General features: G+C 41.9%; 18 protein-coding genes. 2 read left to right on the top strand and 16 right to left on the bottom strand.

Annotation, left to right across the window (positions count from 1 at the left end; all coding sequences use genetic code 11):
* Position 1: 1 nt before the first annotated feature.
* The 4 genes from JF50_RS12565 to JF50_RS12550 all read right to left on the bottom strand — a co-directional run bounded on the left by JF50_RS12565 (position 2) and on the right by JF50_RS12550 (position 3,377).
* Positions 2–433 carry a hypothetical protein gene (locus JF50_RS12565; protein WP_039609804.1) on the bottom strand — a complete coding sequence of 144 codons (432 nt, stop codon included), beginning with the start codon at positions 431–433 and terminating at the stop codon, positions 2–4.
* A complete protein-coding gene (locus JF50_RS12560; protein WP_039609803.1) occupies positions 430–945 on the bottom strand; it encodes a UpxY family transcription antiterminator in 516 nt (171 codons plus the stop codon). The genes JF50_RS12565 and JF50_RS12560 overlap by 4 nt, the downstream gene beginning before the upstream one ends.
* A gap of 334 nt (positions 946–1,279) precedes the next feature.
* Positions 1,280–1,861 (bottom strand): RNA polymerase sigma factor, encoded by a 582-nt coding sequence (locus JF50_RS12555; protein ID WP_235423425.1) that lies wholly within the window; start codon positions 1,859–1,861, stop codon positions 1,280–1,282.
* 274 nt (positions 1,862–2,135) lie between these two features.
* The gene (locus JF50_RS12550; protein WP_039609802.1) at positions 2,136–3,377 is read right to left on the bottom strand and encodes a hypothetical protein; all 1,242 of its coding nucleotides are present in this window, start codon (positions 3,375–3,377) and stop codon (positions 2,136–2,138) included.
* A 216-nt stretch (positions 3,378–3,593) separates the two neighbouring features.
* On the opposite strand from JF50_RS12550, the gene JF50_RS12545 reads away from it, so the two are divergent.
* Positions 3,594–4,664: a DUF3083 family protein gene (locus JF50_RS12545; protein WP_039609801.1), complete on the top strand. Its 1,071-nt coding sequence runs from the start codon at positions 3,594–3,596 to the stop codon at positions 4,662–4,664.
* Positions 4,665–4,691: 27 nt separating this feature from the next.
* Here JF50_RS12545 and JF50_RS12540 read toward each other — a convergent pair whose 3' ends face one another.
* The 10 genes from JF50_RS12540 to sdhC form a co-directional block, all read right to left on the bottom strand.
* Entirely contained in the window at positions 4,692–6,395 is a 1,704-nt protein-coding gene (locus JF50_RS12540; RefSeq protein ID WP_152614538.1) for a GGDEF domain-containing protein, read from the bottom strand.
* Between the two features lie 185 nt (positions 6,396–6,580).
* Positions 6,581–7,612, bottom strand: a complete 1,032-nt coding sequence (locus JF50_RS26080; protein WP_152614537.1) for a hypothetical protein — start codon at positions 7,610–7,612, stop codon at positions 6,581–6,583.
* 503 nt (positions 7,613–8,115) lie between these two features.
* Positions 8,116–8,988, bottom strand: a complete 873-nt coding sequence (gene sucD, locus JF50_RS12530; protein ID WP_023399328.1) for a succinate--CoA ligase subunit alpha — start codon at positions 8,986–8,988, stop codon at positions 8,116–8,118.
* On the bottom strand, positions 8,988–10,154 hold the full coding sequence (gene sucC / locus JF50_RS12525; protein ID WP_023399327.1) for an ADP-forming succinate--CoA ligase subunit beta: 1,167 nt from the start codon (positions 10,152–10,154) through the stop codon (positions 8,988–8,990). Before sucC ends, sucD begins: the two co-directional genes overlap by 1 nt.
* 185 nt (positions 10,155–10,339) lie before the next feature.
* On the bottom strand, positions 10,340–11,836 hold the full coding sequence (gene odhB / locus JF50_RS12520) for a 2-oxoglutarate dehydrogenase complex dihydrolipoyllysine-residue succinyltransferase (protein WP_039609799.1): 1,497 nt from the start codon (positions 11,834–11,836) through the stop codon (positions 10,340–10,342).
* A 10-nt stretch (positions 11,837–11,846) separates the two neighbouring features.
* Positions 11,847–14,660 carry a 2-oxoglutarate dehydrogenase E1 component gene (gene sucA, locus JF50_RS12515; protein ID WP_039609798.1) on the bottom strand — a complete coding sequence of 938 codons (2,814 nt, stop codon included), beginning with the start codon at positions 14,658–14,660 and terminating at the stop codon, positions 11,847–11,849.
* Between the two features lie 90 nt (positions 14,661–14,750).
* On the bottom strand, positions 14,751–15,476 hold the full coding sequence (locus JF50_RS12510) for a succinate dehydrogenase iron-sulfur subunit (protein ID WP_039609797.1): 726 nt from the start codon (positions 15,474–15,476) through the stop codon (positions 14,751–14,753).
* A gap of 10 nt (positions 15,477–15,486) precedes the next feature.
* Entirely contained in the window at positions 15,487–17,259 is a 1,773-nt protein-coding gene (gene sdhA, locus JF50_RS12505; RefSeq protein WP_039609796.1) for a succinate dehydrogenase flavoprotein subunit, read from the bottom strand.
* Positions 17,260–17,607, bottom strand: coding sequence for a succinate dehydrogenase, hydrophobic membrane anchor protein (gene sdhD, locus JF50_RS12500; RefSeq protein WP_039609795.1), 348 nt, complete (start codon positions 17,605–17,607; stop codon positions 17,260–17,262). It lies immediately after the preceding gene.
* A complete protein-coding gene (gene sdhC / locus JF50_RS12495) occupies positions 17,598–17,975 on the bottom strand; it encodes a succinate dehydrogenase, cytochrome b556 subunit (protein WP_145925080.1) in 378 nt (125 codons plus the stop codon). Before sdhC ends, sdhD begins: the two co-directional genes overlap by 10 nt.
* Before the next feature lie 415 nt (positions 17,976–18,390).
* On the opposite strand from sdhC, the gene JF50_RS12490 reads away from it, so the two are divergent.
* Positions 18,391–19,677: a citrate synthase gene (locus tag JF50_RS12490; protein WP_039609793.1), complete on the top strand. Its 1,287-nt coding sequence runs from the start codon at positions 18,391–18,393 to the stop codon at positions 19,675–19,677.
* Between the two features lie 138 nt (positions 19,678–19,815).
* Here JF50_RS12490 and yccX read toward each other — a convergent pair whose 3' ends face one another.
* Together yccX and JF50_RS12480 are read right to left on the bottom strand one after the other, a co-directional pair.
* Positions 19,816–20,082: an acylphosphatase gene (gene yccX / locus JF50_RS12485; protein ID WP_039609792.1), complete on the bottom strand. Its 267-nt coding sequence runs from the start codon at positions 20,080–20,082 to the stop codon at positions 19,816–19,818.
* 156 nt (positions 20,083–20,238) lie between these two features.
* The gene (locus JF50_RS12480) at positions 20,239–22,905 is read right to left on the bottom strand and encodes a TonB-dependent receptor plug domain-containing protein (protein ID WP_039609791.1); all 2,667 of its coding nucleotides are present in this window, start codon (positions 22,903–22,905) and stop codon (positions 20,239–20,241) included.
* Between the last annotated feature and the right edge of the window lie 114 nt (positions 22,906–23,019).

Here is a 23,019-nt window from a genome sequence, read left to right as displayed (position 1 = left end):
ATCACCCATGTTTCATTTGAATGGCGAGCTCCATAGCTCTATCACAACACGGATCTACCCAGCCGCAGTGCCAAACTTCATGCGCAGCTAATGAAAAGTCCTCAACACACAAGGCCGCTAGTAGCTTTTTTAACCCTTTTAAGCCATCGATACCAATGCTAAACGCCATATTAAGCAGGACCAGTTTTCTAGACTCACTCAATCGATTAAAAATTGGTACCTCTACTGACAGAGTTCGAGCTAAATAGGCAATATCGTTTTCAAGCATATATTCTGCCTCTTGCTCGCTAATACCTACCTGCTCTATTTGCCTGCCGATGCCAACAACAAGTGCTCCGTTGCTGTTTCTCACCGGTTTAACAGTAAGTCCTACATGGCAAATCAATTGTACCTTCAATGCTTCAAGGCTTTGACGAGACACACAGTGAGTCATGACACCTCCTTAGAAAGCAAAAAATCTGAAGGCACAGATATCATCAAGCTTTGCTCCAGTCCTTCAATCTCGATAACAAATACGGCGTCATTTTTGCGCTCAACAAGTTTTCCTTGGTAGCCTTTAAGGGCACCCACAGTGATTTCTACAGCACTCCCAACGGCAAATCGAGTGGGTACTGGTTCGCACTGGTAACCTGACGACATCACCGTTTTAATTTTTACAATTTCTGCATTACTCACCATGCTGGGCTTACCGTTAAATTTAATAAAGTCAACGAAGCCACTCAATCGCTTTACATGGTGATATTCAAAATCATCGACATAAACAAATACATAAGATTTAAATAACGGTTTCGCTATTGATTTAATTCGGTCGCTCCACTGTTTTTTCTCGACTACTAATGGTAAAAAAACCTCACAGCCACTCTTTATAAGTGAAACCTGCTCCGCGAATTTTTTTTCCGTATTCGGTTTGGTGTAAACTACATACCAGTTTCTTATTGTTGTCATCACAAATCCCAGATACGCTCCGCCACATCACCCCCAGTATGAAGTAACTTAAACGGCAGTTAGTTTTTAGCTATAGCAATAAAAACTTGTCAATTTCCTATTGCTGGTTTAGTACCAAGCAGACGGAAATAGTTATTTTTTGTGAAAATTAAATTTTTAATAGTTTGAAAAAAGTGACCTTACATAATAAGGCCACTTTACAGGTTGGGCTTATGTTCAAAAACCTATCAAGGTATAAACGTAAGACTGAGATATTTGTGAATTTATTTATTGAGCTTTTCGGTTAAATATTTAAATTAAAAAATTTATACGCCACCAGACTATCAAAAGTCCGTTAGCTATATCTCTTATATTCTTCTTTTAGACTTGTCAGCTGCCTTCTCGCGAGCTGCACACGTTTTCTAACATTTTCTAGTGATAATTGAAGGCGCCTGGCGATTTCAGGGTAATCCATTTCATATATAAATTTATATTGCATCACAAGACGTAAATCCCTTGGCAAAATAGAGATCTCATTTACTAACCGTGTATACAAGCTAGAATTCCAATGATCGCTTTCTAGTGAAGTAGATTGATTATCTGCGAAGAAAAAATGGTCCGGTAATTCAGATACATGATTAACAATATCTTGGTGTTTTGCTTTAGCGCGATGTTCGTCCATGCAGAGATTGTGAGCGATGCGACATAACCATGCGAATTCATTCTCGATAGTATAATCAGCACGATTGTATGCTCTAAATGCCTTTTCACAGGTTTGTGCCAGTACATCTTCTACCTTGTCGCTGTCATTTCTTAACCACCGATGACAACAACTTAATAATTTATCTTTGTTTTCAAGCCAAACTTTCCAAAATTCACTATGTCCTTTTAGTTGCCGTTGTTTTAAGGCAACCAACTCCCCTGTATGTAACATCATTTCTCCAATAAAAAAATTTATATCGGAGGAAAGACGCGCTATTACCATTTATGTGAAAACAAAATTAATACAATATATAAACCATTGTTTAATTGATGTATAACCCTATTCTGTTTAACACTCAGTATTTCAAATGAGAAGCAAAGCGCGTTGTAATGATAAAACTTTACAATAAAATCGGCATTTAGATTGAGGTTGGATAGAATACCTAATCCAATTGTGGGAGCGCTTACTCATATCCAAAGTAACACTATATGTGAAGCGCTTTTGACATTTAAGTGTTCAGCGCCGCTATCTCACGTTCAATAGCTGGTGTGATCAACAACTCTACCTCACCCCTATGAGCATATGAGATACGCAGTCGCCCTTGGTATGTACTTGCAACTAACGCCAGACCAGCAGGCGGCAATGGTACACTAAAGTTATACACATCAATAATCTTAAAAGAGCCAATATAGCTTAAGTTAAATTCCAATTTACCTAGGTTGGATAAGATCACATTACCATTGAGAAACAATCTTTTATAACTCTCAACAAGTAATTTAAGCGCACATTTTGGTACTAGATTTATTGAGTAAGACTGAATCCTCTGCTCGGCTTGATGCACCTTATACCCTTCAAGTTTCAACTCTTGCAAACGCGCCTGGTACGCCTTAATCCAACAACTTTCGCCTCCGATCTCTGAACCGAATGGCATAATTAAATTATTATATGAGCCAGCAAGATCCTTTTTAGCTATTCCCCTAAGCGAAATAGTTTCAAGTACAGTGTATTTTTGACCATTATTTAGTGCTTTATTTAAGACATAATTAAGCGCGACATTCACGGAAACCTGATGCCGTTTAGACCAAATTTTCAGTGCTTTAGTCGCGTCCAAACCGAAGTCATGATAATCAACACGCCAACACGCTGAGTCTGCAATCTCAATCTTTGTTTTCGATTTAAATAAATCAATGGCCAATCTAATACCAGCATGAAACAATGCTTTTGTACCAACCTTATCAAAAAGCATATGCTCTTCACAAAAGCTATTATCGATACTCGAAATAGGCTGGTTAAGTAACAGTGAATGTAACTGTTCAAATAAAATGTAGCCGCTACGTGCATCTGAGGCCGTATGTGAGGAAAGAAATATCAATGCGCTGTACTGTTTAAACCGGATACAAACAAATTGAACTGGCGATCCAACGTATGGATCAACTGGGTTGTCAATCGCGTACTGTCGCAATGCGACATGCCATTGCTTGACGTCTAGAAAGCGATCGGTCCAATCCAGTTGTGACTTTTCAGGGTAAAGCGTCTCATCATACAGCCAAAAATACTTGAGTCCTTTTCTGACAATACGACTTTGCATTATTGGGTGTAAGCTTGCAATTTTATCCACACAGTTAGACAACTCGTCCATGCCATAATGGCCTTCTAAAATGACAAGGTCGCAAGAATTAGCATTTTTATTATTTGCTTCGGCTAAAGCTAAAAAGTTGAGTGCTCGATCACTCAAAGGTAATAGGTTCATTTATTAAGTTCCTGTTTAACACACAAAAACTTTAAACGAGAATCATTTACTTGTCTAATCTGTTATCCTAATTAGCAGCACAAACATGATTAATCGCCTACAAATTATTACCAGAACTAACTCAAGTTTTGTGACAACTTTTGTTCCAGCGCAATAAAATCGTCACGTAATTTCAATAATATGAAGTCAAATTAGGTGTATCGTTAAGGATTAAAAATGGCATCATTGAATTTACATCGCGTCTATATTCCAACTAATGCTCGCAATAACCACTACATTCTGGCTGAGTTTAAACCTGATGACTCGTTTTACAGCCACTTTGATGACTTAGAAAGTGCATATCAAAGGCTTGCGAGAAAGTTATTTGCACTGTGTGATGAATATGAACTCTATAACGTTCAGCTTATCGTGAACGACAAGTTGCCTGTTGTCCGATATCATGAAGAAGCATATAGCTTACAAACAGATAAACAAATACTGTTTTTTTACAACCCCAAATACCATGAAGCCCATAAAATTTATCAAGACGAGGGCCACAAAGCGAGAAAGATCCGTTTATTATTTTTAGCAACGGGTGATGAATTAAGAGCAAATGCAGCAGCATTTCACAGCAAAGTAAAGCGCACATTAGATGCCTTACAAACACAATACGAAAAAGAGAACATGCGCTTTAAAGTAAGGGACCATCAACACCTTACATACGATATATTCTCGAAAATAAAAGGACACCGAGAAACATATGGCTATAAGTTAAGAAGCTTATATCCCAGATACCAGGCAAGAAACTGCTCACTGCCAGAGGCACACAGTGAAATCACTTATGTTACTTTTTCAGTACCTATCACCAGAGCGATAAAAACTGAATATCAACACTTATTGAGACCAGGGGATTATTCTGGGTTTTACCGACATATTGAAGACAAACTATTGACGACCTGTACTCAGCTACAGCTTTCTCATGTTGGGTTTGTCGCTGATGGTAGAATGCCAATCATTAGAAACAGTCAAATTGATAAGTCGGCACACAATAGAGAGCTACAAAAGCTAAGCTTTGATACATCTTTAGCAGATGGTCAAACCCATACAATTTGGGACGCACAACATTTATGTGATGTCATGCATTTTGTCATCGTGGCCAGTGATGCGGATAACAAAGATGCTGGCTATGGTAAATTTATGAATAATGTAGAAACTATGGTTCGACGATTTATTACCCAGCTACCTATAAACCCTGAGAAACAGGATGTGACAATGCGGTTCTTCCAGCATATTAGTTATACTTACTAATCTCATTAGGCAGTCTAAAGCGGGTGGTCAAAATGCAACCACCTGCCCTTTTGCAGTACGTTTAACATGGATTAAACGACTCTCTAATTCAGCAAAGATATTACCAAAGTCCCCTTCCTCAGAGCATATCAGCGCCCCTGACATTTGCAGTGTTGTCACATTTTCCTGTGTGGCAAATACATGCTGTAATACCGCTAATCGTTTTTGTAAAACTGGCTTTTTCATCCCTTCACACAAAATGACAAATTCTTGCCCACTCACTCGACATACAAGATCGCCATCATCCCTAAACTGCATTGATAGCTGCTGCGCTGCAAATTTAATTGACTTAGCATCCATATCAGAGACAGTCATGGCCTCACTTTGTTCAGGACTGATCTCAATAAGCGCCATAGCATAGTCGAGATTCTTCTTTGAGATCCCCTCAAACTGCTCAATAAAATACCGCCTGTTATATAGCCCTGTCACAGTATCTTTATAGTTCAAAGACTGCGCTAAATGGTGTTTGGAACGCCTAAAGTAAACAATCACAACGAACAAAATAACAATAAGCAGCGCTATGATAATGCGAGCATGCATTAGCGCTTTGACAACTTCGTCTTCAGCGGCCGTGTTAATTTGGCGCGCTGATCTGATTGGTTGCTCGAATACAACTGCTTTGTGTTCAGGTTTGCTTTGAATTTTTAGTTCACTTTCTTCAAGCAAGCGAATGTAGGTGCGTAGCGTGGAAATTGTTTGCGGCAAATCTTGTTTAGATTGATAAACATCGGCTTCAATTTTTAAAGTTTGTCGAGTATAGCGATTATTAAGCGTACTATTATACGACTTTAACACCTGCTTAGATAACGCGATTTGCTCTAACGCTTGATCGAATAACTTCATCTGAGCAAACGCAAAGGCTAAATTATTATGTAACACAATGATGTGAGCAGGATTAATAATGGCGTTATGTTGTGTTTGTCGAGCAGCTTGCAGATATTTAATCGCATCCGTAAAATTTTTATTTGAGAGCGCTATTTTACCGAGCCCAGATAAGGCCCAAAACTCGTATCTAGGCAAGTTATGTAACTCAGAGACGTTATACATTTTCTGGTAACACTGCTGGGCTTTTTCAATGAGTTGAGCACGTAACAACGTTAAGCACAAATTATACTTAATAGGGAGACCGTCCAACAAATTGTGAGACTGCTGAGCCAAATCCTGTGCCTGATGTGCATAACCCAACGCTTTAACATAAAACTTTAGCGTCGAATAGTAGGCTGTGGAGCTATCATACACCATCATTCTCGTAATGGGATCGGACTTATTTTCGCTCCGCGTGAGCAGCGCTTGAGCTGATTGAAGTGATTTGAGCGCAAAACTGTATTCCTCACGCCAAACAGAAATAATCGCCTCCATTGCATAGGTTCGGATCAGAAAATCGGTTGCTTTATTTTGTGTAAAGCACAACCTAGCTTGTTTGATATATTGCTTTGCCTTATCTAACTCTCCCTGCTCTATGGAAAAAAAAGCACGATACAAGAACCAATATCCAGACGATAGCTTTAAAGGAGATGCTTGAACTTGCACTTTTGCCGAATCATAAACAGCCTCAGCCGTTTCAATATCCCCTCTAAAAAAAGCGGCGCGTGCTTTCAATGTGAGCCATAAGACTTCATCTGTCGGCTCTGGTGGTACTTGAGTCGAAAGCAGCGTTGATGGCGATGTTGAAGCTGCAGCTTCGTACTCCAAAAGCTGCTTTTTTGAAACCCCGAATGCAGAACACGTGAATAGTAAAGAAACTGCGAAAAAAATGAATAGTTGCAAATATAAAAGCCCGTATTTTATCTCTCGCTTTAAATGTAATCCTTTATTACGAAATGTACAATAATTACGGGCTTTATATCCATAAGAAAGCTCATTGGCTGTTATAGATACTAAGGATCTATTAAAGCCGGTTTAGATTTGCTAGCAGATGTTTTTATCGTGTCTTGAGTCGATTTTAACGTCTCCGTACTCCTCTGCTGAGGAGGTTGAGGCGATGGTGCTTGACTGTATAACGAAGGTTGGCTCTCTTGTGTAATTGTAGACATGAGCTGCTGATTTAATCGTTGGCTTTGTGAGATAGTGTCTTTGATATCTTTATTTTGCTGCTGTAATTGCTCAGCGAGATCAGCTCGAGTTAGCCCACTTTTTACTTTATCTTTGGTTTTCTGATCTGTGCTGCCCATCAGCTGGTTAACTACTTCAACTAATCGACTCAACACGCTGTATATCACATCTGCAGAAAAACCGCCGAGTAATGCAGCAAGTGGCTTATGAAAGTCACCCAAAGAAGAGTGATTTTGAGTTATCTCTTGGGTTGGGATCAGCTCCGCAATCATCAATCCCGCCATAAAGCCCATAATCACCATAGACCAATAAGTAGAATCAAACTTGGGATCGTAATTGCATAATCGAATAAAATTTCGAGATTTATGCAAACAAGCAAATGTTGCTCCTAGCCCCGCGCAGCAGAGTAAAAATAACTGATTCAGTAAGAGCACCCTGCCTTCTGAGTTAAATAAACCTTCATTAATTGTTTTCTGATTGACTTCAGGTGATATAGACAGAGAAATAATAGAAATTAAAAAGAAAAGCGCCAACAATGACATATGTCGAACTAACTTAACAGGCCCTAAAAACCTTAACCAACTCACCGAAGTGGACTCCTTATCCATAATAGCAAGCGTCAATGGCTTAGCTGGATAAACCAGTAAAGATAACTCTTTATGGCACTTCGTCAGGGCAGTTAACTCGTGCTCTAACATTAAGCTATAGCTATCTCCCTCTCTCACCTCTTGCTTATTTTGTAATTGATAAACTGTGTTCGGGATATAGCTTGGCATGGTCTTTCCTTCGCCTGAAGCGTAGCGGATCATGACATCGCATTCTGTCAGTAAATGACTAACAAAGTCCTTCTTAGACATAGTGTTACCTATATTAAATGGCATCGAGTTGACGTTTATAACAGGGAATATAGTGTCACTTCAAGCACATTTAATTACAACTAACTGTAAAAGATAAATTAGGTCTTAGTTTAAAATAAAAACTAGTAATAAGAGATGAAAGACACCAAGTAACGGCCGCGCAGATAAGCTTAAGCTTTTGAATAATCCATTAAAGGTTATTAGCGTAATTAAGTGATAGTGCGCTCCTCGTTTTGTGTAACGAGATCCACCTCTAGATATTAGGTGGGATCAATGTCAATTGGGTTTAATCGCAACTTATGACGAGTCGTAGATTGGCTCGCCTTTTAACGGTTCTTCTAAGACTCATTTAATTGCTAAATAATCATCGTGCAGAGTTTGCTTAGCTAGTGATTATATTACGCTCTCCAAATTCAGTTTGAAAAGTATGAACGCTATTTAGGACTGAACAATAAAAACAAAAAAGGCTCCCTAAGGAGCCTTTTTACCTGAATGGTAAATGATTACCAACCAGCTTTTTCTTTAAGTGCAGAACCGATCTCAGCTAGAGAACGAACAGTCTTAACGCCTGCTTCTTCTAGAGCTGCGAACTTCTCATCAGCAGTACCTTTACCGCCTGAGATGATTGCACCAGCGTGACCCATACGCTTGCCCGGAGGAGCAGTAACACCAGCAATGTAAGAAACCACTGGCTTAGTCACGTTGTGTTTGATGTACTCTGCAGCTTCTTCTTCTGCTGTACCACCGATCTCACCAATCATTACGATTGCTTCAGTCTTAGGATCGTTCTGGAACATTTCTAGTACGTCGATGAAGTTAGTACCTGGGATTGGGTCACCACCGATACCAACACAAGTTGATTGACCGAAACCAGCGTCAGTAGTTTGCTTAACTGCTTCGTAAGTAAGAGTACCTGAACGAGATACGATACCTACTTTACCAGGTAAGTGGATGTGACCAGGCATGATACCAATCTTACACTCACCCGGAGTGATAACACCTGGGCAGTTAGGACCGATCATACGAACGCCCGTTTCTTCTAGCTTCACTTTAACATCAACCATATCTAGTGTAGGGATGCCTTCAGTGATACAAACGATTAGCTTAATGCCACCGTCGATAGCTTCTAAGATAGCGTCTTTACAGAATGCAGCTGGTACGTAGATTACTGTCGCAGTTGCGCCAGTTGCTTCTACAGCTTCACGTACAGTGTTGAATACTGGAAGACCAAGGTGAGTTTGACCACCTTTACCAGGTGAAACACCACCAACCATTTGCGTACCGTACTGGATAGCTTGTTCTGAGTGGAAAGTACCCTGACCACCAGTGAAACCCTGACAGATTACTTTAGTATCTTTATTAATTAGTACAGACATTATTTGCCCTCCGCAGCAGCAACTACTTTCTCTGCAGCATCAGTTAGTGATTCAGCAGCGATGATGTCAAGACCAGAGTTAGCTAGTACTTCACGGCCAGCTTCAGCGTTAGTACCTTCAAGACGTACAACTACAGGTACGCTTACACCAACTTCTTTAACTGCACCAATGATACCTTCAGCGATCATGTCACAACGAACGATACCACCGAAGATGTTAACTAGCACTGCTTTCACGTTGTCATCTGAAAGGATGATCTTGAATGCTTCAGATACACGCTCTTTAGTCGCGCCGCCACCAACGTCTAGGAAGTTAGCTGGCTTACCGCCGTGTAGGTTTACGATGTCCATTGTACCCATCGCTAGGCCTGCACCGTTAACCATACAACCAACGTTACCGTCTAGAGCAACGTAGTTTAACTCGAAGCTTGCAGCGTGAGCTTCACGTGCATCTTCTTGTGAAGGATCGTGGAATTCACGGATCTTAGGCTGACGGAATAGCGCGTTGCCATCAACACCAATCTTGCCGTCTAGGCAATGTAGGTTGTTTTCGTCAGTGATTACTAGAGGGTTGATCTCTAGAAGTGCGAAATCGTGATCGATGAACATGTTCGCAAGACCTAGGAAGATCTTTGTGAACTGTTTGATCTGTGCTGGGTTAAGACCAAGCTTGAAGCCTAGCTCACGACCTTGGTATGCCTGAGGGCCTACTAGTGGATCGATTTCAGCTTTGTGAATTAGTTCTGGCGTTTCTTCAGCAACTTGCTCGATTTCAACACCACCTTCAGTTGAAGCCATGAACACGATTTTACGTGAAGCACGGTCAACAACAGCACCAAGGTATAGCTCATTTGCAATATCAGTGCAGCTTTCAACTAGGATCTTAGCAACAGGCTGACCTTTTTCGTCAGTCTGGTAAGTTACTAGGTTTTTACCTAACCAGTTTTCAGCAAATGCGCGGATCTCGTCTTTGCTATCAGCTAGCTTAACACCGCCAGCTTTACCACGGCCACCCGCGTGTACTTGACATTTAACGACCCACTTGTCGCCACCAATTTTACCAGCAGCTTCAACTGCTTCCTGAGGAGTGTCACAAGCGTAACCCTCAGACACAGGTAAACCATATTCGGCAAAAAGTTGTTTTGCCTGATACTCATGCAAATTCATGATGCTTTATCCAATTTTTTATACTAAAAATGCTGAATATTTATGCAAATAATCAGCTATCCCAAATTGCGCACATAGTATAGATCCCACGGCGTTTTAATAAAACCCCAGTTAGACCAAAGGCGCAAAAAAAAAGCTGTATGTTGCTTAATTGCACGCATACAGCTTAAGATTTAATCTTTTGATTAAACGTCTAGAAGTAGACGTGTTGGATCTTCTAATAATTCTTTGATTGTTACTAGGAAACCAACTGATTCTTTACCATCGATTTGACGGTGGTCATAAGAAAGCGCTAGGTACATCATAGGTAGAATTTCTACCTTACCGTTTACAGCCATTGGACGCTCTTGGATCTTGTGCATACCAAGAATTGAAGACTGAGGTAGGTTGATGATAGGCGTAGAAAGTAGTGAACCGAATACACCACCGTTTGTGATTGTGAAGTTACCACCAGTCATATCATCAACTGTTAGTTTACCATCACGACCTTTAAGCGCTAGCTCACGGATACCTTTTTCGATTTCAGCAACAGATAGCTTGTCACAGTCACGAAGTACTGGTGTTACTAGACCACGAGGTGTAGAAACAGCGATGCTGATGTCGAAGTAGTTGTGATAAACGATATCATCACCGTCGATTGATGCATTTACTTCAGGGAAACGCTTAAGTGCTTCTGTTACTGCTTTCACGTAGAAAGACATGAAACCAAGACGAATACCGTGACGCTCTTCAAATACATCTTTGTACTGCTTACGAAGGTCCATGATTGGCTTCATGTTTACTTCGTTGAACGTAGTAAGCATTGCTGTTGAATTCTTTGCTTCAAGAAGACGGTTAGCAATTGTCTTACGAAGACGTGTCATTGGAACACGCTTCTGCGTACGATCACCTACTGGTGCTGCTGGCGCTGCCGCAGCTGCTTTAGCTGGTGCTGATGCTGGCTTAGCTGCTGGCGCTTTAAGGAATGCGTCAACATCTTCTTTGGTGATGCGACCACCTTTACCAGAGCCTTTGATCTGAGAAGCGTCTAGGCCTTTTTCTGCAATCAAGCGACGAACTGAAGGCGTAAGCACATCAGCGTTTTCGTCAGACGTTGCTGGCGCTGCGTCAGAAGTTGCTGACGCTGCAGCTGGTGCACCACCTGCAGAAAGCTTACCAATAACCTGCTCACCAAGTACTGTATCGCCTTCAGCGTGCAAGTGTTCACCCATTACACCGTCTTCAGGTGCAACAACTTCTAAAACAACTTTGTCTGTTTCGATGTCAACTAGGTTTTGATCACGGCTTACTGCCTCACCTGGTTGAACGTGCCAAGTTGCGATTGTAGCGTCTGCTACTGACTCTGGAAGTACTGGTACTTTAATGTCCACTTCTTTACCTTCTGCTGCTGGCGCCGCTGCCGCTGGCGCTGCTGGTTGTTCATTTGATTGAGTTGGTGCCGCACCCGCAGCACCGATTTGTGCAATTACTTGCTCACCTAATACTGTCGCGCCTTCTTCTTCAGAGATAGCAACAATTACACCATCTTCAGGTGCGACAACTTCTAAAACGACTTTATCCGTTTCGATGTCAACTAGGTTTTGGTCACGGCTTACCGTATCACCAACGCTTACATGCCATGTCGCAACGGTCGCGTCTGCAACTGACTCAGGAAGAACAGGCACCTTAATTTCGGTTGTCATCTCTTATTCCTTATTTTTTAATTGTTAATGCGTCAGCAATCAACGCGTTTTGTTCTTTAGTGTGGGTAGACATATATCCACATGCCGGTGCAGCTGATGCCTTACGGCCAGCATATGTTAGGTTTGCACCTGCTGGGATTGCTTCCCAGAAATGGTGTTGAGAACAGTACCAAGCACCTTGGTTCTGTGGCTCTTCCTGACACCATACGAAGTCTTTAACATGCTGGTAACGAGCCATGATCTCATCCATCTCTTTATGAGGGAATGGATATAACTGTTCAACACGTACAATAGCAATATTGTTTAGTTCAAGCTTACGACGCTCTTGAAGTAGTTCGTAGTAAACCTTACCACTACAGAATACAACACGCTCTACGTTTTCCGGCTTAATCTCATCGATTTCATCGATCATATTGTGGAAAACACCATCAGACAGTTCTTCAAGACTAGAGACTGCTAATGGGTGACGAAGCAATGATTTTGGTGTCATTACAATCAATGGACGACGTAAAGGACGTACTGATTGACGGCGTAACATTGCATAAACCTGCGCTGGCGTAGTTGGTACACATACTTGCATGTTGTGGTCAGCACAAAGCTGAAGGTAACGCTCCATACGTGAAGAACTGTGCTCTGGACCTTGACCCTCGTAACCGTGTGGAAGCAATAGAGTCAAGCCACACAAACGGCCCCACTTCTGCTCACCCGAACTTAAGAATTGGTCAAATACAACCTGTGCACCGTTCGCGAAGTCACCAAATTGTGCTTCCCAAAGAACCAGTGAAGTAGGCTCTGCAGTTGCGTATCCATATTCGAATGCTAAAACAGCTTCTTCAGAAAGTACTGAGTCATAAACCTCAAAAGTACCCTGCTCTGGCCTGATGTTTTGCAATGGTAAGTAAGTAGACGCATCGTTTTGGTTATGAACAACAGCGTGGCGGTGGAAGAAAGTACCACGGCCAGAGTCCTGACCAGTTAGACGAATGTCAGTGCCTTGATCAACCATAGTCGCGTATGCAAGTGTCTCAGCCATACCCCAATCGAGAGGCTTATCACCTTTAGCCATCGCTTTACGGTCATCGTATATTTTCTTAACACGAGACTGTGCTTTGTGATCTTCTGGGTAGCTAGCAACCTTTTCACCAAGCTCTTTAAGCTTATCAACAGAAACTTGCGTCTCATAAGGCGTATCCCAGTCATGACCAACGTATTTCGACCACTCTGATGAATGCTTCGTTTCTGGTTGGATTTCAGAAACCACACATACACCATTGTCTAAGCCGTTTCGATAGTCATCAGCAAGCTGTTTTGCTTCTTGTGCTGACAATACCCCTTCAGCGACAAGCTTGTCAGAATATAACTGACGCGGTACTGGGTGCTTTTTGATCTTTTGATACATTAGAGGCTGAGTTGCATTTGGCTCATCAGCTTCATTGTGACCGTGGCGACGGTAACACACTAAATCAATAACCACATCACGCTTAAACTTGTTACGGAAATCAAGCGCAATTTGTGTTACGAATGCAACTGCTTCAGGATCGTCAGAGTTTACGTGGAAGATTGGTGCCTGAACCATCTTAGCTATGTCAGTACAGTATTCTGTTGAACGCGTATCTTCTGGTTTAGATGTTGTAAAACCAACTTGGTTGTTTACAACGATACGAACAGTACCACCAACACCGTATGCACGTGTCTTTGATAAGTTAAATGTCTCTTGTACAACACCTTGGCCTGCAATTGCCGAGTCACCATGGATGGTGATTGGTAGTGCTTTAGAGCCACTTGCGCAATCTAAACGGTCAAGACGTGCTCTTACCGAGCCCATTACCACTGGGTTAACGATTTCTAAGTGAGACGGGTTAAAGGCCAATGCCATGTGAACATCGCCGCCTTGTGTCGCGAAATCAGAAGAGAAGCCCATGTGATATTTAACATCACCAGAACCTGCAGACTCGCCATATTTACCAGCAAATTCATCGAATAACTCTTGAGGGTTCTTACCAAGGACGTTAACTAATACGTTAAGACGACCACGGTGAGCCATACCGATAACAACTTCTTCTTGGCCACTTTCACCAGCTCTGTGTACCAGCTCTTTCAGCATTGGTACAAGTGCATCGCCACCTTCTAGTGAGAAACGTTTTGCACCTGGGAACTTAGCACCAAGATATTTTTCAAGACCATCTGCAGCGATTAAACCTTGCAATAAGCGTAGTTTGTTTTCTTTGCTAAATTGAGGCTTAGAGAAACCGGCTTCTAAGCGTTGTTGTAACCAGCGCTTTTCTTCGGTTGATGTGATGTGCATGTACTCTGCACCAACTGAACCACAGTAGGTAGACTTTAACGCAGCGTACAAGTCTTTTAATTTCATTGTCTCTTTGCCACAGGCAAAAGAGCCAACGTTGAATTCTTTATCGTGATCCACATCATCTAAATCGTGGTAAGCCAACTCGAGTTCTCTCACTCGGTCACGTTGCCATAAACCCAACGGGTCTAGATTGGCATTTTGGTGGCCCCTAAATCTAAATGCATTAATAAGCTGCAACACACGCACTTGTTTTGCATCTGCCGCACCTTCTGCAGAAACTACTACTTCTCTGTGTTTGTTCTTAGCAAGCTCAGCAAATTGTGCTCTTACATCGGAATGTTTAATATCAACATCAACACCTTCTACTTTAGGCAGTTGATCAAACACTTCTCGCCATTCTTCTGGCACTGAAGCCGCATCATCAAGATACGCCTCATATAAATCTTCTACATATGCAACGTTACCGCCGTATAAGTGAGAAGATTCCAGCCATGCTTTCATCACACCTTCGTGCATTTATTAGCCCTTTTCTCTAGCGCAGAAACTTAAACTTAAACGAAAACAAGATGGCATGCTCAGCATGCCATCTTAAGATAATAATATGCTTTAAACCGAACGGTTTAATAGCATAGATTTAATGTGTCCAATCGCTTTGGTTGGATTCAAACCTTTCGGACAAACGCTAACACAGTTCATGATACTGTGACAACGGAATACGCTGAACGCGTCATCAAGACCAGCTAAACGCTCTTCAGTTGCTGTATCGCGGCTATCTGCCAAGAAGCGATACGCATGAAGAAGGCCCGCAGGACCGATAAATTTATCTGGGTTCCACCAGAATGATGGGCATGAAGTAGAACAACATGCACATAAAATACACTCATAAAGACCATCTAGCTTTTCACGGTCTTCAACAGATTGAAGACGCTCTTCACCGCCAGTTGGCTTATCATTGATCAAGTAAGGTTTTACTTTCTCGTATTGAGTGTAGAACTGACTCATGTCAATTACCAAGTCACGAATTACTGGCAAGCCAGGAAGTGGACGTACGATAATTTTACCTTTGCCATTCTTTTGTAGAGCAGACAATGGAGTAATACATGCAAGGCCATTTTTACCATTCATGTTTAGACCATCAGAACCACAAACACCTTCACGACATGAACGACGGAAAGAAAGTGTTGAGTCCTGCTCTTTTAACATAAGTAGTGCGTCAAGCACCATCATGTCACGACCTTCTTCAACCTCAAGTTTGTATTCCTGCATACGAGGTGCAGTATCAACATCTGGGTTGTAACGATAAACAGATAATTCTAAAGTTGCTGTTGCCATCGTCTAACTCCTAGTACGTACGAGCTTTAGGTGGGAATGCTTCACGCGTAGTCGGCGCAAAGTTAACATCACGCTTTGTCATTGACTCACTTTCTGGGTGATACATTGAGTGGCATAGCCAGTTCTCGTCATCACGCTCTGGGAAGTCAAATCTTGAGTGCGCACCACGGCTTTCCGTACGGAAGTTAGCAGCAACTGCTGTTGAGTATGCTGTTTCCATCAAGTTATCTAGTTCAAGACACTCAATACGTTGCGTGTTGAATTCAGTTGACTTGTCATCAAGACGCGCATACTGAAGACGTTCACGGATTTCTTTAAGCTGCTTAAGGCCATCAGCCATTGCATCACCTTCACGGAATACCGAGAAGTTAAGCTGCATACACTCTTGCAGATCTTTCTTGATTTGAACTGGGTCTTCACCCTTACCAACTTCAGAAGTTTCCCAACGATTGTAACGAGCAAACGCTGCATCAACATCGTCTTTAGACGCTTCACCAGTTGACTCAAAGTCTTTCAAGTAAGAACCTAGGAAGTTACCTGCTGCACGACCGAATACAACTAAGTCAAGTAGCGAGTTACCACCTAGACGGTTTGCACCATGTACTGATACACAAGCAATCTCACCTACTGCGAATAGACCTTCAACGATACGTTCATTACCGTTGTTGTCTACGTCAAGAACTTGACCGTTTACATTTGTAGGTACACCACCCATCATGTAGTGACATGTTGGGATTACTGGAATTGGCTCTTTAGCTGGGTCTACGTGTGCGAATGTTTTTGATAGGTCACAAACGCCTGGTAGACGAAGGTTAAGCATCTCTTCACCTAAGTGGTCAAGTTTCAGCTTAATGTGAATACCCCATGGGCCTTCACAACCACGACCTTCGCGGATCTCAGTCATCATTGCACGTGCAACAACGTCACGACCAGCAAGGTCTTTAGCATTAGGGGCATAACGTTCCATGAAACGTTCGCCATCTTTATTCAGAAGGTAACCACCTTCACCACGACAACCTTCTGTTACTAGCGTACCAGCACCTGCGATGCCTGTCGGGTGGAACTGCCACATCTCCATGTCTTGCATGCCGATGCCAGCGCGTACTGCCATACCAACACCGTCACCAGTGTTAATGTGTGCATTTGTTGTTGATGCATAGATACGACCAGCACCACCAGTTGCAAGTACAACAGCTTTAGACTTGAAGTAAACAACTTCACCAGTCTCGATCTCAATCGCTGTAACACCAACAACGTCGCCTTTGTCATTTTTAACTAGGTCAAGGGCATACCACTCAGAGAAAACGTTTGTTTTATTTTTAACGTTTTGTTGGTATAGGCAATGAAGAAGTGCGTGACCAGTACGGTCAGCAGCTGCTGCTGTACGTGCAGCCTGCTCGCCGCCAAAATGCTTTGACTGACCACCAAAAGGACGCTGATAAACACGGCCATTTTCAAAACGAGAAAATGGTAAGCCCATGTTTTCTAATTCAGTAATAGCTTCAGGACCCGTTTTAGTCATATATTCGATAGCGTCTTGGTCACCGATATAATCAGAACCTTTAACAGTATCGTACATGTGCCATTCCCAGTTATCTTCATGAGAGTTGCCAAGTGCTACCGTAATACCACCTTGCGCAGATACTGTGTGAGAACGAGTTGGGAATACTTTAGAGATAAGAGCACATGTCTTGCCTGACTCAGAAATAGCAAGTGCAGCACGCATACCCGCACCGCCGGCTCCAACAACTACAGCATCAAATTCACGGACATTATATTTCACTTAAACACCCCACAGAACAAACAAACCAACAGCAACATATGCTAGTGCCATTAGATTTAATACAAAGCCTAAAACTGAACGCATTGTTGAACACTTGACGTAGTCAGTAAGAACTTGCCAAAGACCAATACGAGTATGAACCATTATACAAACTAGTGTAATAATAGTTGCAGCTTTCATAGCTAAGTTGTCGAACAACCCAGTCCATGCTTCATACGTTAATTCAGGAGTTAACGCTAAGTAGCCCACGATAAATACAGCGTATGCTGCAATAATTAATGCTGTTGCGCGAAGTGATACATAATCTTGTACACCATCACGTTTCAGAGTTGCTTGATTTAAGACCATATCCACACTCCACCAAGAATCGCAACGATTACCCAAATGGCGATTGCAATTTTAGCACTTGCATTGCCCGACTCTAACTCTTCCCAGTGGCCCATGTCTTGAATCATGTGACGGATACCGCCAATGATGTGGTAAGACAACACAGCCAAGGTGCCCCACGCAATGAATTTTGCAACAAAGCCAGTCATAAGCTCTTTTACAAATTCAAAACCTTCAGGAGAAGAGAGAGATTCAGACCACGCCCAAATGACAAATGTCAGCGCGAAGAACAACGCGACACCAGTGACACGATGTAAGATCGACGCCTTTGCCGTTGCTGGCATAGATATAGTCGTAAGATCTAGATTTACAGGTCTTTGCTTTTTCACAGTTACTTGCCCATCTTTGCTCGATAAGAGCTTCATCTACTTGTTTTTATCAACCCACTTGCACGACATGCACAAATGGCACACTCTAGATAAACCTGTTTAAACACTTAAAAGATCACTTGCCTGTAAAACTTCGATGTAAAAATAGGTTTACCCACAGACGACACGGTATAAAACCGTTGACAGTATATAAGGCTGTGCGTGTTTTTACAATTCTTGTTTAGTTTCGTACGCTTGCGAATTAGCCAATGGTATAATATTTAATCTAGTTAGAATACTTATTATACATTTTTGCATAATTCTTAGAAAAATTGACTTTTCACCCCATTTATAAGTTACAATGATCTGAATTTGCTTAACATTAGTATCACAACATAACAATCAGAATGTTGTTATTTCATAGGAGATAAGATAGATGGCAGATAAGAAAGCCACAGTCCATATCGATGGGCACGACCCAATCGAACTACCGATCCACTCTGGTACAGCTGGCCAAGACGTTATCGACGTTCGTACTTTAGGTGCTCACGGCTTCTTCACATATGACCCTGGTTTCATGTCGACTGGCTCTTGTGAATCATCTATTACTTACATTGATGGTGCAAAAGGTGTACTTCTTCACCGCGGCTACCCGATCGAACAATTAGCAGAGCACTCAAACTACATCGAACTTTGCTACTTACTTCTTAACGGTGAACTACCAAACGCAGAGCAACTACACACGTTCTCTGACGAGATCACTCGTAACACTATGATGCATGAGAAGATTGCTGCTTTCTTCCAAGGCTTCCGTGTTGATTCACACCCAATGGCAATGCTATGTGGTGTAGTAGGCGCACTATCATCTTTCTACCACGATGATTTAGATATTTCAGACTCAGAACAGCGTATGCGTTGTGCAACAAAACTAGTTGCTAAACTACCAACTATCGCTGCAATGGCATACAAATATAACGTAGGCCAACCTTTCGTATATCCTCGTAACGATCTTAGCTATGCAGAAAACTTCTTGCACATGATGTTCTCTGTTCCAGCTGAAGAGTACAAAGTAAGCCCAGTGCTAGCAAAAGCAATGGACCGTATTTTCATGCTTCACGCTGACCACGAACAAAATGCTTCGACTTCGACAGTTCGTCTAGCTGGTTCTTCAGGTGCTAACCCTTATGCGTGTATCGCTGCTGGTATTGCATCACTTTGGGGTCCTGCGCACGGTGGTGCAAACGAAGCTTGTCTAACTATGCTTGAAGAGATCGGCTCTGTAGACCGTATCGACGAGTACGTGGCAAAAGCAAAAGACAAGAACGATCCGTTCCGTCTTATGGGCTTCGGACACCGTGTTTACAAAAACTTTGACCCACGCGCGACAGTAATGCGTCAAACGTGTCACGAAGTACTTAAAGAATTGAATATTCAAGACCCACTTCTTGACGTAGCAATGAAGCTAGAGCAAATTGCACTAGAAGACCCATACTTCATCGAGAAGAAGCTTTACCCGAATGTAGATTTCTACTCTGGTATCATTCTTAAAGCAATTGGTATTCCAACAAGCATGTTCACTGTAATCTTCGCTATGTCTCGTACAGTTGGCTGGATTTCACATTGGAATGAAATGCTTTCTCAAGCTGGTCACAAAATCGGTCGCCCTCGTCAGCTTTACACTGGCTACACTGCACGCGATTATCAGGACCAAGGTGAGCGTTAATTACTCACTTTATTTGAAAAAAGAGGCTTATTAGCCTCTTTTTTTATGTCAAAATTCGCCCTTTTTTGCGTACATTTCAAATACGTAAGCTTTACTTTACACATGTATTCATCTGTAATTCCCAAAAATAGGCGCTTTTCAGAGTATTTCAAAGCCATCTGACATGACCTCATCGATGCTTTCTTTACTTATTGATGCGACCTTTGCCATAACAGGCCCTTTTTTTAACCATGCCTCAAGTGCTATGATGTCCTCTTCCTGACCTGTCACGACCACTTCCACACTTCTATCCGGTAAATTTTTGGCAAATCCCGTTAACCCTAAAGAGCCAGCTTTAATCTTAGTGTGATATCTAAAACCAACCCCTTGAACGACACCTGTGATAATAAATTTTCTTGAGTGCATAGACAGAACTCCTTCAATTATTATTCTAAATAATAGAATCGATACGCAATTTATTGAAGAATGAGTGAGGAGAAGCGTGCTTTTAAAACATCAGTGACGTTTAAAAATAAAAAAGGCCCTACGATGCAGGGCCTGATAATTGACAATTTACTGGGTTTAGAACTTATAAGCGAACTTTAAGTAGGCCTGACGTCCAAGCACGCTATGGGTTTTATTATCTACGCCCATAGATTCAGATGGTGCAAAAGGCGCTTCTTCATTAGTTAGGTTAGAGGCACCTACTGTCACGGTTAACTGCTCGTAACCAATATACGTGACACTTGTATCTATGGTTGTCCAAGAGTCGATTTCAAATTTGTTGCCGTCACTATCTGCTAAGTCATTATATGAGTCTATATAATTGACGCTGAAGTTAGCGACCCAATCATCTAATGCCCAATCAACTCGCGCATTCCAACGTAAATCTGGATGTTGATACTCTCCATTTTCATCTTCTATGACTGTGATCTGATTACCGTTATCATCTGTTTTTAATAACTCTTCATCGTAATTAAGCACGTATGTAACGTTGTAGCCAAATTTAAACTCACCCATGTCTTGGGTTTGCAACCTATACTCTAGATCAATATCAATACCGTCAGTTTTTCTGCCACCAATATTGACGAACGTATCATTAATTCGACGGATACGACCCGGCGTGCTTCCAGTGCTTGGATCCCTAGTGACTAAACTTGTGTCATCACCACAACAATCCACTATCTCTTGCGCACCAATTTTCTTGATTAGATTATCTTGATCATAATTCCAATAGTCTAAACCGATACTAAATTCATCTGATGCCTGCCAGATCACACCCAAGTTGTAGTTAGTAGACTCTTCAGGTTGCAAGTTTTTATTACCTGCCACATCAGCTGTATACTCAAATGGTTCACAATCTAAAGGATCTTTTGTGATTTTACAGCGCTCGCGGTCAATGACGCTTGGAGATTCTTCTGTTTTACCTAGGTGTAGTTGCACCAATGAAGGCGCTCTGAATGCGGTACCCCATGAGCCACGTACGACAATTTCCTCAAGAGGCGTCCAACGAAATGCGACTTTAGGGTCCGTCGTATTACCAAAATCACTGTAATCTTCATAACGTAATGCAAGTTGTAGTTCTAAAGTTTCAGTAGCTGGCACATTAAATTCAGCAAACAAAGCCGTATTATCACGATCACCATTTGCTTGTGTCGCTTCAGTACCGAAAATTTCACCATTTAAGTACTGACTGTCTGGGTTATCTTCAATTTTTTCATACCGGTGCTCTAAACCAAATGCAGCCGCGACATAGCCATCCCCAAACTCAAATAACTCACCGGAAATGGTCGCATCAAAAGATTGCATAGTCGATGCACCATAACGCGTCGTCGTTGTTTCTATTCTGTCTAGTGTTTCTTGTGCATTCTGGCTAGGTTCAAATGGATTCCAATTACCATTATCTATCTCAGCTTGTGCTCTAATTTTGTTTGGAAAGCCATCAAAGCCTTTTTCAACGGCACTCGAACGGATAGCAGAATAGGCAAACTCCCAATCCCATTCTTTAAACTCACCACGCATCCCCATAACTGCTCGGTAGTATTCAGAATCGACGTCTTTTTTACGATTGCCAATATCAACTGTGCGTCGTCGCATAGAAATATCTACGCCATGCAGGAAGTGATCAGGCTGATCTGCAAGCGGGTGATTAGGATTATCACCTGACATAAATAATTCAGTAAAACTCGGACTGGCCGCGCCTTGAATAAACGTTGACGTATGCTGCGCAGAAAATTCAGCAAAACCTTCTATACTATCAGTGATTTCTTGCACGCCATTGTAGTTAAAGCTGATGCGCTCTGTAGACGGAATAAGGGTCATATGCGGTGCATAGTCGTAACGACAAATATCACCAATAATCATATTTTCAGGGCATGTATCTGAACCCCATACATCAGCAAACAAGGTTTGTCTTACTTTTGTGCCATCATCTTCAACACGGGTTACAGGCAACGCTTCCCATTGAGCATCAGTAACGGCAGACCTTACTATTTCAATACTGCCTGGTATACCAGAAGAGCTCAGTGCGTTATTTCCACCTCTGAATCGTTGATCTGCCGTAGATGCATAGTCTCTATCCGCATAAAATACATCGCCACGTTTGAAATAATCCAGTGAAAAGTTATGGTGTCCTTTATCTGTCGAGCTACCCCATAAAAGCGTAAAGTTTTCCTCTTTTGCACCACCATCGGCGGTATCTGATATTTTGCCTGCAACTTCAAATCCATCAATATCATCTCGTAAAATAATATTGATAACACCGGCAACTGCATCAGAGCCATAAGTTGCTGACGCACCGTCTTTCAAGACATCAATTCGCTTAACAGATGAAACTGGAATCGTATTTAAATCGACAAAAGATGTTTCAATATCTTTCGCAAATGGACTCACTGCAACGCGACGACCATTGATCAATACCAAAGTAGACGAAGCACCTAAGCCTCTTAAAGCAACGCTTGACCCGCCATTTGCAGTATCATCACTTGAGTTACCTTGTGTACTGAATGTACCTGCACCAGCGACAGGCAACTTTTGTAAGGCACCGATAAGATCTGTAGATCCAGTTGCTGCTAGGTCGCCTGCAGAAATCGTTTGGATTGGCGAAGGGCCTTCCAAATCAGAGCGTTTAATATGTGAGCCAGTTACTTCAATTCGCTCAACCTCTGCGTCATTTGCAAATGTTGGACTTGCCCCCCCAAGCAATGCAATACCGACCGCAGATGCTATTAGCGTAATCCCCTTTTTCATTATCTTTCTTCTCCGTAGTGTTATAAAAAAACATCTCGACAACATTTATAACACATAGAAAAAACAATAAAAACACATTTAAGAGGCGTTTAATTTACAAAAAATAAACCAATG

This window comes from Pseudoalteromonas luteoviolacea (genome assembly GCF_000814765.1).
GTDB lineage: Bacteria > Pseudomonadota > Gammaproteobacteria > Enterobacterales > Alteromonadaceae > Pseudoalteromonas > Pseudoalteromonas luteoviolacea_H.
The sequence above is the reverse complement of the archived record's forward strand: the minus strand, read 5'-3'. Positions and strand labels throughout refer to the sequence as shown.

What these genes read in the sequence shown, in the direction of transcription:
- JF50_RS12490 (WP_039609793.1), top strand. Translation starts at nt 18,391, where the DNA reads ATGGCAGATAAGAAAGCCACAGTCCATATCGATGGGCACGACCCAATC.
- JF50_RS12480 (WP_039609791.1), bottom strand. Translation starts at nt 22,905, where the DNA reads ATGAAAAAGGGGATTACGCTAATAGCATCTGCGGTCGGTATTGCATTG.
- sdhD (WP_039609795.1), bottom strand. Translation starts at nt 17,607, where the DNA reads ATGGTCTTAAATCAAGCAACTCTGAAACGTGATGGTGTACAAGATTAT.
- sucD (WP_023399328.1), bottom strand. Translation starts at nt 8,988, where the DNA reads ATGTCTGTACTAATTAATAAAGATACTAAAGTAATCTGTCAGGGTTTC.
- JF50_RS12565 (WP_039609804.1), bottom strand. Translation starts at nt 433, where the DNA reads ATGACTCACTGTGTGTCTCGTCAAAGCCTTGAAGCATTGAAGGTACAA.
- JF50_RS12550 (WP_039609802.1), bottom strand. Translation starts at nt 3,377, where the DNA reads ATGAACCTATTACCTTTGAGTGATCGAGCACTCAACTTTTTAGCTTTA.
- JF50_RS12545 (WP_039609801.1), top strand. Translation starts at nt 3,594, where the DNA reads ATGGCATCATTGAATTTACATCGCGTCTATATTCCAACTAATGCTCGC.
- JF50_RS12555 (WP_235423425.1), bottom strand. Translation starts at nt 1,861, where the DNA reads ATGATGTTACATACAGGGGAGTTGGTTGCCTTAAAACAACGGCAACTA.
- JF50_RS26080 (WP_152614537.1), bottom strand. Translation starts at nt 7,612, where the DNA reads ATGTCTAAGAAGGACTTTGTTAGTCATTTACTGACAGAATGCGATGTC.
- sucC (WP_023399327.1), bottom strand. Translation starts at nt 10,154, where the DNA reads ATGAATTTGCATGAGTATCAGGCAAAACAACTTTTTGCCGAATATGGT.
- JF50_RS12510 (WP_039609797.1), bottom strand. Translation starts at nt 15,476, where the DNA reads ATGGCAACAGCAACTTTAGAATTATCTGTTTATCGTTACAACCCAGAT.
- odhB (WP_039609799.1), bottom strand. Translation starts at nt 11,836, where the DNA reads ATGACAACCGAAATTAAGGTGCCTGTTCTTCCTGAGTCAGTTGCAGAC.
- sucA (WP_039609798.1), bottom strand. Translation starts at nt 14,660, where the DNA reads ATGCACGAAGGTGTGATGAAAGCATGGCTGGAATCTTCTCACTTATAC.
- JF50_RS12560 (WP_039609803.1), bottom strand. Translation starts at nt 945, where the DNA reads ATGACAACAATAAGAAACTGGTATGTAGTTTACACCAAACCGAATACG.
- yccX (WP_039609792.1), bottom strand. Translation starts at nt 20,082, where the DNA reads ATGCACTCAAGAAAATTTATTATCACAGGTGTCGTTCAAGGGGTTGGT.